13 protein-coding genes are annotated in these 14,211 nt (G+C 35.0%); 6 read left to right on the forward strand and 7 right to left on the reverse strand.

Annotation, left to right across the window (positions count from 1 at the left end; genetic code table 11):
* Positions 1–6: 6 nt before the first annotated feature.
* From UABHE_RS07785 to UABHE_RS07800, 4 genes are read right to left on the reverse strand one after another with little or no spacing between them, the layout of a single operon-like run.
* Positions 7–1,032, reverse strand: coding sequence for a hypothetical protein (locus UABHE_RS07785; RefSeq protein ID WP_372369684.1), 1,026 nt, complete (start codon positions 1,030–1,032; stop codon positions 7–9).
* On the reverse strand, positions 975–1,811 hold the full coding sequence (locus UABHE_RS07790; RefSeq protein WP_372369685.1) for a hypothetical protein: 837 nt from the start codon (positions 1,809–1,811) through the stop codon (positions 975–977). Before UABHE_RS07790 ends, UABHE_RS07785 begins: the two co-directional genes overlap by 58 nt.
* Before the next feature lie 3 nt (positions 1,812–1,814).
* Positions 1,815–3,026, reverse strand: a complete 1,212-nt coding sequence (locus tag UABHE_RS07795) for a protein kinase (protein WP_372369686.1) — start codon at positions 3,024–3,026, stop codon at positions 1,815–1,817.
* Between the two features lie 12 nt (positions 3,027–3,038).
* On the reverse strand, positions 3,039–4,142 hold the full coding sequence (locus UABHE_RS07800; protein ID WP_372369687.1) for a prenyltransferase/squalene oxidase repeat-containing protein: 1,104 nt from the start codon (positions 4,140–4,142) through the stop codon (positions 3,039–3,041).
* Positions 4,143–4,462: 320 nt separating this feature from the next.
* On the opposite strand from UABHE_RS07800, the gene queC reads away from it, so the two are divergent.
* On the forward strand, positions 4,463–5,137 hold the full coding sequence (gene queC, locus UABHE_RS07805; RefSeq protein WP_372369688.1) for a 7-cyano-7-deazaguanine synthase QueC: 675 nt from the start codon (positions 4,463–4,465) through the stop codon (positions 5,135–5,137).
* A gap of 23 nt (positions 5,138–5,160) precedes the next feature.
* Here the strand turns inward: queC and UABHE_RS07810 are convergent, their stop codons facing one another.
* On the reverse strand, positions 5,161–6,108 hold the full coding sequence (locus tag UABHE_RS07810; RefSeq protein WP_372369689.1) for a ParB/RepB/Spo0J family partition protein: 948 nt from the start codon (positions 6,106–6,108) through the stop codon (positions 5,161–5,163).
* Between the two features lie 476 nt (positions 6,109–6,584).
* On the opposite strand from UABHE_RS07810, the gene UABHE_RS07815 reads away from it, so the two are divergent.
* Entirely contained in the window at positions 6,585–7,565 is a 981-nt protein-coding gene (locus tag UABHE_RS07815; protein ID WP_372369690.1) for a Ppx/GppA phosphatase family protein, read from the forward strand.
* A 309-nt stretch (positions 7,566–7,874) separates the two neighbouring features.
* Here the strand turns inward: UABHE_RS07815 and UABHE_RS07820 are convergent, their stop codons facing one another.
* Together UABHE_RS07820 and UABHE_RS07825 are read right to left on the reverse strand one after the other, a co-directional pair.
* Positions 7,875–8,849 carry a hypothetical protein gene (locus UABHE_RS07820; RefSeq protein ID WP_372369691.1) on the reverse strand — a complete coding sequence of 325 codons (975 nt, stop codon included), beginning with the start codon at positions 8,847–8,849 and terminating at the stop codon, positions 7,875–7,877.
* Between the two features lie 26 nt (positions 8,850–8,875).
* Positions 8,876–9,436: a hypothetical protein gene (locus UABHE_RS07825; RefSeq protein ID WP_372369692.1), complete on the reverse strand. Its 561-nt coding sequence runs from the start codon at positions 9,434–9,436 to the stop codon at positions 8,876–8,878.
* A 1,241-nt stretch (positions 9,437–10,677) separates the two neighbouring features.
* On the opposite strand from UABHE_RS07825, the gene UABHE_RS07830 reads away from it, so the two are divergent.
* The 4 genes from UABHE_RS07830 (at position 10,678) to UABHE_RS07845 (ending at position 14,123) form a co-directional block, all read left to right on the forward strand.
* Entirely contained in the window at positions 10,678–11,229 is a 552-nt protein-coding gene (locus UABHE_RS07830) for a recombinase family protein (RefSeq protein WP_372369693.1), read from the forward strand.
* 73 nt (positions 11,230–11,302) lie between these two features.
* On the forward strand, positions 11,303–12,139 hold the full coding sequence (locus UABHE_RS07835; RefSeq protein ID WP_372369694.1) for an ATP-grasp domain-containing protein: 837 nt from the start codon (positions 11,303–11,305) through the stop codon (positions 12,137–12,139).
* A 185-nt stretch (positions 12,140–12,324) separates the two neighbouring features.
* A complete protein-coding gene (locus tag UABHE_RS07840; RefSeq protein ID WP_372371589.1) occupies positions 12,325–12,498 on the forward strand; it encodes an integrase core domain-containing protein in 174 nt (57 codons plus the stop codon).
* A 971-nt stretch (positions 12,499–13,469) separates the two neighbouring features.
* The gene (locus tag UABHE_RS07845; protein WP_372369695.1) at positions 13,470–14,123 is read left to right on the forward strand and encodes a hypothetical protein; all 654 of its coding nucleotides are present in this window, start codon (positions 13,470–13,472) and stop codon (positions 14,121–14,123) included.
* The last annotated feature ends 88 nt before the right edge of the window (positions 14,124–14,211 follow it).

Below are 14,211 nucleotides of genomic sequence, written 5' to 3' on the forward strand. Positions count from 1 at the left end.
TTCTATCTATAATTCAAAACTACTATTAATGTTTTTTAGACATTTAACCCATGTCTCTTTTTTTTCTTCTACAGAAGAATCACTAGAAAATATTTCTTGCGTTTTCTTCCAACGTAAATAATCAGTAAACACCTTTTCTAGCTTTTCAATTTTCTTTTCGTGTTTTTCTAGCTTATAGATATGCTGGCTTTGGGATATAATTTCGAAAAAATATTTGTTTTCAAATGTAGCATCTAGGTCCCCTATTTTAGAAGAAAATCGATGAGCATTTGCCGCGTTATGTAAATGTTGTTGATAAATCTCTTTGCCAATATACCACCAAGATTTATGTTGTTTTGTTTCAGGAGTATAAAGTGTTCCAATAACCGTTTGCGAGTCTTGTATGCTATCTAAGGCTTTTTCTAAAGTTGTCTCAGAAAACTCGGTGTATACTTTTTGTTTGTAGTAAGAGATTAAATTGTCAGATCCACCTACTTTTGCTAATTCATAGTAAGATGCGAGTTTTTTTGCAAAAAGAGATTCGCGCTCTATTGAAATATTTGCGACGTCAATCGCATAAAATTTTTTAAAGTATTTGTACAAATGCTCAATAACTTTTTGATTAATTGGAATTCCCCAAGCAACTCTTGTAAGGTAGTGAATAATCTTTTCGTTTTTTAGAAAAGAAATAAAATACTCAATTCCTCTTAATCTCGCCGACATAAGCTTTCGATGGTGTTTATCACTGATATTTAAACAAACTACATGCATAGGAAAGTTTTTTTCCACTACGCGATACTCGCAGCCTACGATAATATAACTAGGAAATTTATCTTTGAGTACTAAAGCATTACTTACATTGTGATAATTGGTAATGGCAACAGCATTTAAACTAGGATAAAGAATTTTTGTAGTGTAAATCGCTTCGATATCTTTTTTTAAAAATTTAGATGCGCCAGAGTAATCAAAAGTGTGGTTATGTAAATCTAAACGCACTACTGGGCCTTTATTTGTCGTATTTTTTCCGTTATCGTTGATAAATTTCTTTCCCATTTTTTAATAAAGTCAACATAGTATCTATATTCTTTGTTCACATATTTTTTGGCTTGTTCGTAACTAAAACCTTTTTTTTCTTTTTCCAAAGAAACTTGTATTTCCAGCAATCTTTTTCCTAATTTTATAGCCTCTGTATAGAGAACTGCTGCTTTACGGTAGTAAATGATAGCATTATTCTTGTCTTGTTTTTTAAAACGCTCTTGCGCATAATTTGTCTTAACGCGGGCTTGACTTACTTTTTGAGTTGCGTTTACCCACAACTTTTCTTCACTCGATTTTTCACTACCATTACCACTATTACCGCTATTCTGCAAGTTTTGATATCGAAGAATAACAAGTACTGCTAAAATCAATATAACTGCAATAGGTAATCCGTAAAAAGCGATATAGTAATGAAATGGATATTTACGTGTTACTTTATTTTTGTTGATTCTTCTTGTACCTCGAGATCTTGTACCTCTTGTTGGCATTTCGCGTTTTTGAGTTTTTCCTAAATCATTATCTACAGGGGAAAAGAAACGATTTTCTACTTCTTTCTCCTCTGGCTGCCACATAATGTCTCCCTCTTCTTCAGAGGTACTGTCGATAATATTAAATAAACGCTCTTTAGAATGAGATATATTTATAAAACTACTTTGTCCTTTGATTGTGACTGATTCATCCTTAGGTGTGGAGTTATTTGGAGAAGGAAAATCGTTTTTATTGTCATTTTTATCAAAGATTTTTATTTTTTCTGCTTCGTGAGAATTTTTATCATCCATGTTAAAACCATTCACAAATTATTCCTTTTTTCTTTTATTTGCAATTTCCACTAATCGTCCTTCTACCTCTTTGTCATCACTGAGTATTGTAATAACATTTTCCAAACCTAATGCAGATAGTATTGTAAAAACTTTTTCATCTACATTGAATAAAAATATATCTCCACCCACTCCTTGAACTTTATCACTAAAATTGATTAAGAAACCGATAGCACTAGAGTTTAGATAATCGATCTTGGCAAAATCAAAAGCAATAAATCTTAAACTTGTGGTCATAATCTCGTCTAGATTTTTAGAAAGCGTGTTGAGGTTTTTTGCATCGACATAGTTTTTTTCTCCCCCAAGACTATACACTGATATAATCGCCGTTTTTTCACTAGTAGGCTTAATTCCTGGTAGTACCTTTGGGGTTTTTTTAACAGCAATATCAGCTTTAATAAACTTCAAAAACTCGGTAATATCTTGAAATACACTATCTGATTTTCCACAACAATGGGCATACAACTCGTCTATTTTATTTGGAAGAGTAGGGTCTATATCACTAGGAAATCCTGCTTGTAAACTAGGATATGTTCCTGTTGTCATTTCAAATATCAACATTCCTAACGAAAATATATCAGCGCTTTGGTCAAAAGAAAAACCTGTTCGTTGTCTTTTTGATTTATAGACAAGTAAACGCATAATTGGTTTAGGAATTTTGACACTATGTTCAGAATATTCTCTGTAATATTCCGCTATTGTTAAAGTAACTACTTTCCCTATAGGATAGTCTATTAATCGCGCATAGCCACTTTTTTCAAGAATAATATGTTCTGGTCTTAAATCCAAATGGGCAATGTTTTTTTGGTGAAGTTTAGATAAAGCATATGCAATTTTTCCAATAAGTCGTATTGTCAACTGCGGAGAAATTTTTTTGCGTTCTCGTAGTAACTGGCGTAGATTTTTACCTGAAAGTAATTCTTGAGCTAGATACGGAGGGTTGGAATTAGGATTATAATCTTCTACATGCGCTAGATATTTTGGCGCTTTGACAACGGGTAAAAATTTTTGTGTTTTTAAGTGGTGACATATTCTCTCGTTAGTAAAAATTTTTAAGCATGTTTCTTTACTCTCAAGATACGAATGTTCCGCTAACCACGTTTCACTGAACACTCCCTGTCCTAACTTTACAGTTAAGATGTAGTTTCCCAAACGCATTCCTGAACGAGGAGCTCTATATTCTGGGCTCACGTTATACTCCTGTTATTTTTGAAAAATGGGCAAATATCTATAAGGGACTTGTAAAATTAAAGTGGAAACTGCTGTTGCATACACATCTCCGATTAAACTATGCCCAGCGGTATTAAAAGGAGTTCTTCCTCCCCAAGAGCCGTTTTTCTTATTTTGCAATTTTAGAAATTCTTTTCGTACAGCAGGGTACCAAATTTTCCAATAGCCCGTGTGTTCAGGAGCGTGAAACATTGCTTGAACAGCGTAAAAATGTCCATAATAAAAAAAACGATTATAGAATTGATCTTTTTTTCCATTTGGAGGTAGATACTGCATCATAAATTTCAGGCCTCTTTTAATTTCAGGTGAGTCATATTCCCCTGTCCCGTTTAAGCTAGAAACTCCTGCTGCTGATAAAGGGAAACTTTTTCTTCTTTGGGTCATACCAAGGCGATACATAAAAGTTCCATCGCCATTTGCTGAGTTACGAATATAACGAATTGCACGATCAATATTACTTTTTGGGACGTGTACGCCCACGTTTCGCGCTGCACGAAGTGCTTGTATTGCACATACAGTAATTGATCCTTCGTGGTCACCATCACCAGGAATATATCCCCAGCCCCCTTCTTCATTGGTTTGTGCCTCTAGAATAGTCTTGATAGATCTTTCTAAGGCTTCGCGTACGCTTTTTACAGAATAAGCTGGATTTTGGCTAAGTTCATCACTATAATCCCTCGAACTACCACATATTTGCGCTAAAAACAAAGCGGCATAACAGTGACCGTGCATTTTTGAATCATCAATATTTTTTGAGATGTAACCACCTCTACCCACAGCAGACAAAACGTATTGTAATGCTTTGTACAAAGCAACGCCATGTTCTCCTTTTTGTGGTAGGTTGCCAGCGGCCATTAGTGATAGGCCTGCAAAACTTGTTACAGCAACAGCATACTTACGATCAGACTTTCCGGCAAAAGAGCCATCTTCTTGTTGATTCTTAATTAAATAGCTTATTCCTAAATTAATTGCGCGCCTATTTTCTCGATGTTCTTCAGGGGTTAGTTCTATGTCCTCGTTACTAAACAAGGAGGTAAGACAAATAAGTATTAGGGGTAGCAATTTCAAAATATTCATGTTTACACCAATCGCTGGTACAAAGGGATCGTTAAATGAAGCACTGTTTAGCTAGAGCGTCTGCTCTAATTGTTATTTCAATTGCAAATATTTCACCAATTCAATAAATTACTAAGCTCAATGTTTTGCTTTTCTGCTAAAATAATTGAGCCAAAATAGCAACTATTTAGTTAAAGCAAAGTTTATTGTTAGCGTGAAATCTTTCCAAAAAACGTTTGTTAAATATCCCTAATTTATAGGAAAAATGTCTTTTGATTTTGTGGTTAGTATAATCCAAATACTACAAGTTTTCAAGGTTTTTTTGTAGGATATAGAAGAACATGAAAAAAAATAATAACGGTCAAAAAGCAATTGTTTTACTAAGTGGTGGTATGGATTCTGTTACAGCTTTGTACTGGGCGTATAAGAACCTTAATCTACGTGCTGCACTTAGTTTTAACTATGGTGCAAAACATAACCATAGAGAAATTCCTTATGCTAAAAAACACTGTGATTTAATTGGAATAGAACACAAAACCATCTCTTTACCTTTTATTAACGAATTATTCGATTCCCACTTGCTCAAAAACGGAGGAGAGGTTCCCGAAGGTCATTACGAAGAAGAAAACATGAAACTGACTGTTGTTCCATTTCGCAATGGAATTATGCTTTCTATTGCCGCAGGCTATGCTGAAAACATTGGAGCAAGTGCCCTTGTTATTGCTGCCCACGCTGGTGATCATGCCATTTATCCAGATTGCCGTGAATCTTTTATGTCTGCGATGTCAAGTGCAATAAAAAACGGAACATATTCGTCCACACAAATCGTTCGCCCTTTCATAAACGACCGTAAGGAAGATATAGCTAAAAAAGGAAATTTATTAGGTGTTGATTATTCTCTTACATGGTCTTGCTACAAAGGAAAAGAAAAACATTGTGGAAAATGTGGTACTTGTGTCGAGCGAAAAGAAGCTTTTACAAAAGCGTATCTACATGACCCCACAGAATACGATTAAAGCCAACAATCTACATGCAAAAGTTATCTTTCTTGTTCAGGAGTTATAAATGTTATCTTTTGACTAAACACATCTCTATCCCGTTTTGGCTTTCCATCTACCTGAACAGTCCATTTCATATTAGAACAAATTTTTTTCAATTGTTCTAATACTTGAGGAGCAGCTTCGTCAGTCCATGTAACTAAAAACGTTGCAGAATTTTGTATTTTTTCTTGCGAAGGAACATTTTTACGACGGAGAGCTCCTCGTAAGTATTTCAAGTGTCCATCTAAAGTCGCACGTAATTCATCGTTATTATTTTTCGCGATTTCCTCACATACCTCAACAAATTCATTCCACTGCTTTTCAGGAATTTTTTGCGCTTTATGCATTTCTAAAATCTCTAACCACAGTTGAATCTTTGGTTCTGTAGTTTCACATAAACATTGTACAACAGAAGTATCAACATTATCTTCCTTTATACAGGTTAATATTTTACGCATTTGTGCGTATTTGACATACGACCAAGACAATCCCACAGCTCGTGCTAGTAACTCATCTACTCGATATTTTTTCGTCACTTTTTTTCCTCGTCTTTGCCTCAACTGAGCTTTTCGTTCGTATATATCTCGCAAGACGCTCTCTGCTATTTTGAAGCGCTCAAACCAACTACGTTTAGCAAATGTATACTGATCTTGTGCATTTGTTTGTATAGATGCCTCAAGAGCCTGTACTTCCGATTCAAAAAAAACTATGCGCGCAGGAATAGTTTCCCACTCCATTCTTTTTGCACATTCTATTCGATGATAACCGCTAATTAAAATATCTTCATTTTTTTGACGCCACAGAAGTATCGGAACAAGAAGTCCTTTTTCTCGAATATCTTCCGTCAATTTTTCTATTCCATCCAAATCTAACTCAAAATGTCTGTACTTTTCTGGTTTAAGGGTAATGGAACAAATATGAACATGTTCTACTAAATTTTTAGACATATTTTTACTCCTATGTTAAACAGTTAACATACGCGAAGATAAACCGTAGATCAAGTGCCTATTTCTTTTTATTAAAAACGACTTTTTGCATAATTAAATAATAAATAAAAAAAACATAAAAATAAGTCAATTTTACTTTTTTATAAAAAAATATAAACATTTCATTATTTCTAATTTTTATTATTTTAATCAAAAAATATTATACTTGACAATTTTCTTGCTAGCAACAATAATTATCAAAATTAATATCTAAATTTATGCTTTTTGCTAAAGTTCCTACATGTTAATATCGGAATTTTTGAACGTAAATGCTTTAAGTGACCCGCCAAAAGTATTTCCCATTGGCATTTTGCCCTTTTAATTTCTAGTTTTGTCAGGCCACTTAGTTTGTTACTGAAAATAGTACATATAGAAAGTTAGTTAGTGCGTAAACTTTAGATACATTTAAAATCAAAACTTATAAAGGAAAACTATACATGAAAAACATCGTTTTAACTTTAACAGTTTTCGTTTCTTTGCTTTATGCAGAAGAAAATTGGGTTCGTCGTGCAGCTTTTGATATAGGATCTGGCTCAACAAAAATGGTTGTTGCTGATGTTGATGTAAACAGCAGTGCAATAAAAATCATTCATACTCAAGACGAAAAAGTCGACTACCAACAAGACCTAGAAACAAGCGAATCCTTTAGTCAATCAGTAAAAGACGCAGGAATACTTGCACTAGCTAAACTAAAATGGATTGCTGTGCAAAAAGGAGCTACGCAATTTCGAGCAGTAGCAACAGCATCATTTCGCAATGCTAAAAATGGTAGTGAATTTGCCCAGTTTATTTCAAAAGTGCTTGGAATTAATGTTACAATTATTTCGCAAAAAGAAGAAGCCACTCTTGGTTTTTATGGAGCACTAGCAGGAGAAAACTTACAACCGCAAAATGCTGTTGTTTGGGATATAGGGGCAGGAAGTATGCAAATAGCAACTATCGTAGATAAACAGTATGTTATTTACGAAGGTAAACTCGCTTCTGTTACACTTGCAAATTATATCGTAAAAGAAATACAGAAAAAAGAAGGAAATTCACCAAACCCTATTAGCCAAGAAGAAAAAAATAAAGCATACGATTATGCGCGCAGTGTAGCGAAGAACATTCCACAAGCCATTAAAGATAAAATCAAAAATAAAGAATCTAAGATTCTAGGTATTGGTGGAGTTCATTATTACAGCTTGCGTCCGCGATTAAAGATGGGCGACGAGTATGGATCTGATGCACTTGCAGAAGCTTTGCGTTACAATGGAATTGGAAAAACAGACGAACAAATAGGGAGCAAATATGCTAGTACAGAAACAAGTAATCTTATACTAGTGGAAGCATTCATGCATGAGTTAGGAATGAAGACTGTCAAACCAAAAAAAGTTAACATGGCAAACGGCGTTTTGATTCACAGTGTAATGTGGGAATAGGTTTTTTGTTGATTGCTACGTCAGTTTGTTATGTGACTACTGACGTAGTATCAGATAGAAAAAGTAAGTTTCCTTTACTCGCAGCAGGTAACTACTTTGTCAGGTCACTTAGAATATTGGTTGTGAAACAGGATTTCCTTTGGAATCGAAAAAAGGAGAAGGTTTATTCATGCCTCTTATTTTCCAAATAAGTAATTTGGAAATACTTCTCACAATTATCCAAAATGGAAAACCAGACTGCTTTCTCTCAATAGGAAGTGTCTCATTGGCAAATTTAACTTGCACATACCCGCGAATAGACCTCAGATTTTAGCCGTTGTTAAATGGCCCTAATTGTAGCTTTTGCTTTGCTTGTGCGATGAATCCTGTTTCTTCTGGAGTTGCCATCAGTTTTAGGAATTCCGCCCTCAAAGCAGTTTTTGATGCATCCTTTTCGTCCTTTAGCAACAATGGTAAAATTCTAGCAACCTCTTCGCGCCTTCTGGAGCTGAAGCTGAGATGCATATAAGAATGATAATTACGCCAAGTAAGGATTGCAACAGTTAATATTATCACAAGGAGTATCACTCTTGGACCAATCAGTATAATCGGTCCCCAAAGTCCTAAGCCGTTAAGGGGTTTTATTGCCTCAAAAAATGTTTGAACAGAGTATATCTGGTAGAATACCACCCCAAAAAATGCTACAAAAAAGAAAATACTTGTTCTGAGCCAATATAGTGCTTTCTTATCGAGTTTTTTAACATCTTGAGCATATAGCACATGTAAACTGTTAACAGCTTCTCTTTGCGCGAATCTATCGATACTTTCTCTGATGGTTATTAAGCGGTTTGTTTCCTCTGACAATGCTTTTATCTGATTTGTAAGCTGTTCAAAATGTTGTTTGAAGATCGGTCTTCCGCCCCATTCCAAAACTTGCTGAGCAATTCGATCTCTAAAATGTCCAGAAGTTTGCTCAAGTTTGTTATAGTTTGCTTGCGATGGCTTCGCTTGAAAAGTTTCAAACTGCTTTTGGAAAGTAGTGAGTGAACCTTCTGCTGATTTATAATCTGGGCAAGCTTTTTCGATCTCCTTAACATTTCCCTCTCTACAGACGTTTTCAGCTGTTGTTAAAGAGGCGTACATTAAGTCAAACTGTATTAGTCCAGCAGCAAGTTCTTCTCTTTTTTTGTACTCTTTCTCTTCAAATACTTTCTCAACTTGCTTTAGTTTTTCTCTTACTTCTTTGAGTGTAGCGTTAAATTGCTTTGGGTCAATATTGATTGTTGGTCCATTTGGTCCACCCATAACTTTTCCCTTTCTTAAAGTTTTTATTATTGTAGTTCTCTAAACCACTCCCAGACGTCTTCAAGTGTTTGTTGCTTAACGATTGGATTGTTTGAGATGAATTCTGCGAATATTGTTTGGTCGGTGTAAGCTTCTACTGATCTTCTTGGGTGACATGCCATCCAGGACTTGAAGAATTTCTTATATATATCAAATCTCTGAGGGGCAAAGTGGAAATGTGTCCAGATATTTCGTAATTCTGATGAACGTCTAATGTCAATAACCTCAGTCAATTCAGTCTGTTTATTTCTCCAAGAATTTTGCATTAGTTCGAGAGCACTCTGGTCTGATGATGGTGCACCGTACCCAAATATGGTAATGATAGCGGCATCTTTTAGTGCACAGGTTAGGAGATTCCATTCATTTCTAATATATTGATCAGCATGGTAGTTCTTCTCTTCTATAGGATAGAGAAGTCTCGTTTGAGCTAATTGCTCTCCGCACTTTTCGCAAGTTGTGTGAAGGTAACCTTTTTGTTTGTGCTTGATGCATACTCCTACTGCCGTGTTTCCGTGTAAAAATATGACTCTGGGAAGTCTAAAATGCAATATATTCCTCCTGTATGCTTGAATAAGCAATGGGTCCCAGTTAAAAGAAGCAACAACGTCCTTTTCCTTTAATGAGAGAAGAAGATAATCGTAGATAGTGGGCTCTTCTGGTAACTCAAGAAAAGAGAAGTAGTCATAAACACGTTTTTCTAGTTCTGGTAATAGCTCTGAGTTCTGGCTGTAGAGACTGCTATAGATACTTTCAAAGTTATTATTTTCACTTAAGTGATCATTTAGGAGATCCCGTAATTCCAGTATATCAATCAGATTGTTCATGACTGGGAGCTGTTGTCCATTCTTATCCCCTTGTGGTAAACAAGCCCTACTTGCTCCTGCGCCTAAAATTACAACATGTGGTTTGCTGTTGTATCGTTTTCGTATTTCTTCTTCTGTGAGTGTGCTCGTGTGTTCCCCTTAATAACTGAAAACATGACATATAATTAGAAGTGTACAACACGTTTATAATCAATACCACTCGGTAGAGATATTATTTTAACATCTGCGGGCATTATGGCTTTGTTGAAGTATTTCTTTTAGAAAAGTGTATAGACATCTGGTTGGCTATTGGTGAATGGTTCTGTCACATACAAATAACGGTAAAAAATTCCCAAAAAATATAAGTGACTATAACTTTAACCTTTGAGATTTGTTTGCTTTGCAAAAAACTGCCACAATCATAAACATAAAATGAAAACGTTCCTCAAAAATTATCAAAATCATAAAACAAAAAAGCCAACCGAACTCATATAATCATAAAGCACGGACACTCAAATGAGGAAAAAAAAGGGTTACAGATGGGTATTGTAATCTTTTAATCGAGAGTGGTTATAAAAAATGAGATAAAGGTTCAAAACTTCATAGGACGATTCGTGTAAAAAACGGCACTGTTGCAAAAAATTTCGCCGATTTTTTTGCAACAGTGCCGCCAGTTGGCATACCATAAATTGGAAAAAAACCAATAGCGTAGTTAATAACCTGAGACGACGGATCTTTAAGGCTGTAAAGGCCTTTGAAGCCCAATGGTACAGTTTTGTACGCTAAGGAATATAAAAATGCTCTGTAATCCTTTATTTACAATGCATACAGCTTTTTAGTTTTTTTACTATTTTTGTCTACAATGTTTTAATTTAATAGACACTCTAATCAATATGTTTTAATATGTCCATTAAATCCTTTTTTTCTACTTTATAGACATTATTGTCTTATATTTATCTACTAAACGATTTAGGAGACAATTTGGCATGAGACTCTTTGGTTATGCTCGTGTATCCACCAGTCATCAATCTCTCGATATTCAAATCAAAGCCTTAAAACATTCTGGTGTAAAAGAAAGTCGAATATTCTCGGATAAAGCTTCTGGAAGTAATGCTGAACGCAAAGCACTCAATATCTTAAAAATTAAAGTTGAAGAAGGCGATGTAATTCTTGTTAAGAAACTAGACCGCCTTGGTAGAGATACTGAAGATATGATCAAAATAATCAAAGAATTCGATGGTATGGGAGTTGCTTTTCGATTTTTAGATGATGGTATCAGTACTGAAGGAGCAACTGGAACAATGGTTGTTGTTATTTTATCAGCTGTCGCTCAAGCTGAGCGTCAAAGAATTCTTGAACGAACCAATGAAGGTCGTTTAGACGCAAAAGCGAGAGGTGTAAAATTTGGACGTAAACGCTCTATTGATAGAAAACGAGTGCTGGAACTCAAAAAGGGAGGTGTTGGAGCTACTGAAATTTCTAAGCAAATGAAAATAGGACGATCAACTGTTTACAAGATATTAGATGAATTCGGATAAATGGTCCAAAGTAAATTACAGCTAAAAGTTAAAGGTGTAGCAGAAGAAAAGAACTTTAATAAAAGGTTATTTTATGATACAAGATTTTGATTTTTTTATACTAGAGAAAAAATTTGCTGTTGTAAAAAAAGATGTCAATATTCCAATATATGATTTCAATTTTCGCCAATTTTTTCATTGTAAATCAATTATTCGTTTGCCAGAAAAAATGACAATAATTGCACGTATCGGAGCTTTTGCAGACTACAATAAGCTTTATAGTGAGTTACTCTCTTACAACATGCAGTTAATTCATACCCCTGAGCAACACCGACGTTGCACACTTCTTTCACAATGGTATCCGATGATAAAGAGTTTAACTCCACGCAGTTGTTGCTATGAAAAAATTCCTACTTTTACAGAAGTTACGAATAATTTTTCACTTCCTATATTTATAAAAGGTGAACGACAAACAAGTAAACATCGACAGGAAGCAAGCATTGTTAAAAGTAAAAGCGATTACCAGAAAGCTATCGAAATTTTTCAGCATGACCCCATCCTTAAATGGCAAAAGTTCGTATGTCGCGAATTTATTCCCCTCCTTCCTGTTGCTGGAGGCACGGCTGGAAAGATACCAGCTTCCTATGAATTTAGAACTTTTTGGTGGAAGAAACAGTTTATGGCGTTAGGACAATATTGGTTTGAGGCTGAAGATTATAAATTAATGGAACAACACCAACAGGATGTTATCAATATAGGGCAAAAAGCAGTAAATTTACTTGAATGTGATTTTGTAGCGATAGATATAGCATTAACAAAAAAAGGACAATGGATCGTTATAGAGTGCAATGATGCGATGGAAAGTGGTTATGCTGATGTTTCACCACATTTTTTATGGCAGCAAATATTAAACTTTGAGAATAGATCTTAAAGAGATCTCTTATTGATGCTGATAAATTCATTGAATTTATTGGTTCACAGAAGGCAAGGACGTTTTTGGGTGATGGTGCCCCATGTAAGAGAAAAAAACATATATTCCTTATTTGGAAAGGCTTACAAGGCGATTTTGAAGCCCTTAGCGTACAATCCTGTACCGATGGGCTTCAAACCCCTAGTTTGAAATACGAAGAAGTGTTTCTGACTGAATACTTCACAGTTACTGAAGCTAGAGAAAGTGTTGCCCAATATATTGATTTTTATAACAAGGTAAGAGTTCATCAATCTCTTGAGTATCATACTCCTTATGAGATTTTCGCGGGTACTAAGAAACTAAATAAATGTCAAAATTAGTGCTACCGTCAGTAACTACGCATTCTACGCAAATGCAAATTGCCTTCCAGTCCCATAAAACCGGGACCGCTGCACTTTGTTTGCTCTGGCATGCAATTCGCTTTTGCTTCGAACAGCTTCGTTTTCTGACTATTCTTTTTAGTACATTTATACTTTTTCTTTACCTCCATAAAAACTGAAGGGAGGGAAAGAAAAATTGTTAGGAGACATTTTACAGTACGTTATTCTTTTATTTTTAACGTTCAAATCGGAGGAATTGTTTGATAAATATAATACGCAGAGATCTTTCTTATTTTTTAAAAAAATTGGTCTTGACGTAGGGGCGCACTATAGAATAAGCTGTTCAAGTACTCCTTTCATCTTTTATAATCTTGATATTAAGAGCAGTTTTTGCTCTTGACCCATAGATGGTTTTTTTAAAAATGATGAAGGAATTATTTTTCTTTGGAAAGAAAATGGAGTTATTAGGTATAATTTTCAAGGAAAAATAGATGTTTTACCTAAAGAATTTAAAGAATCAAAATCTGCCTGGAGTGGTTTTTGGCGTGAAGTAGGAAGTTTAAAAGATATAAAAGCTGCTTTTGAACTGGTTAAATCTTGGATTTTGAAGAATGATGAAGTTTCGCAACTTTCTGAGAGAACGCGATTTTCGTATGAAGAATGCCGGTTGGGATCATAAATATCTTGAAACTTTACTGCTTTCTCTTAAAATCTAATATACTATCGCCCTGGTGAAATGATAGTCATTCCCCAAGGGGTCGAGCATAAATCATCATCAACGACGGGCTGAGCTTGCTCATTGAGCCTGAATGTGTATACCCAATACAGGTGGCGTGGAAAGTGAAATGGTTATGGTAGCATCCTCCAGACAGCAAAAGCGTTGCTCTTCTTACCCCTTTCGTCTTTAGTTATATTCTTTGTTAAATTTTATACTATACATTTCAGAAAAACTATAATAAGGAGATTAGAAAATGGAACAAACTGATCCAAAGACATTAACAAAAATTAGAAACAATGATTTAAAAAAAGACAAGAAGGACAATAGAACTTTAAATAGTCTAATCAAACAAATTAATGTGGTTACAAACCAAGAACTGGAAGAAGATCTCCGCTCAGAAAGAGCAGCACCAGCACTTGTTCTTATTGCCCCCCCACTTGCTGTTGCTTTGGTCACCTTGTCTGCGACTGTAACTGCTGCGGCAACTGTCGCAATAGGTGTTGCCGCATTTAACACAGTTGATCCAAGTGGCTCAAAGAAATCACGTGATGTAAAGATTCAAATTAAGACAACTAAGTGGGCAATACTGTTTTTAAGAATTGGTTTTGTAGAAAATACCATAATATTGCCCCCAGTTGATATAGATGTTGACCTTAAGGTAAATATGTTTAATGAGGACTCTCGTAGGACTGCTGTTATTGTTGAATATATTACCATCGGGGATAAAGAGGAGCTCGTAAAGCTTAGTGAATTGTCTGAAGAAGAATTAAAGAATAGTGGTGCTGGGATTGCTTCTCTTAACCAAACATTCGTTGATAGTGATTTTTATTTAAAAATAGATGATACAAAGTTTTTGGCTGAGGTCTTATTAAGTGGCGATACAAATGATATTTTTGCCATCAATTAGGCAATCTCAAATAGATTGCTTGGTAAGAACTTATCAAAATTCCTATGTCGCATTACGTACCTTTATGGAATTTAACCCGATTTAACCC

Origin of the sequence: Candidatus Uabimicrobium helgolandensis (assembly GCF_041508025.1) — a bacterium.
Lineage (GTDB): Bacteria > Planctomycetota > Uabimicrobiia > Uabimicrobiales > Uabimicrobiaceae > Uabimicrobium > Uabimicrobium helgolandensis.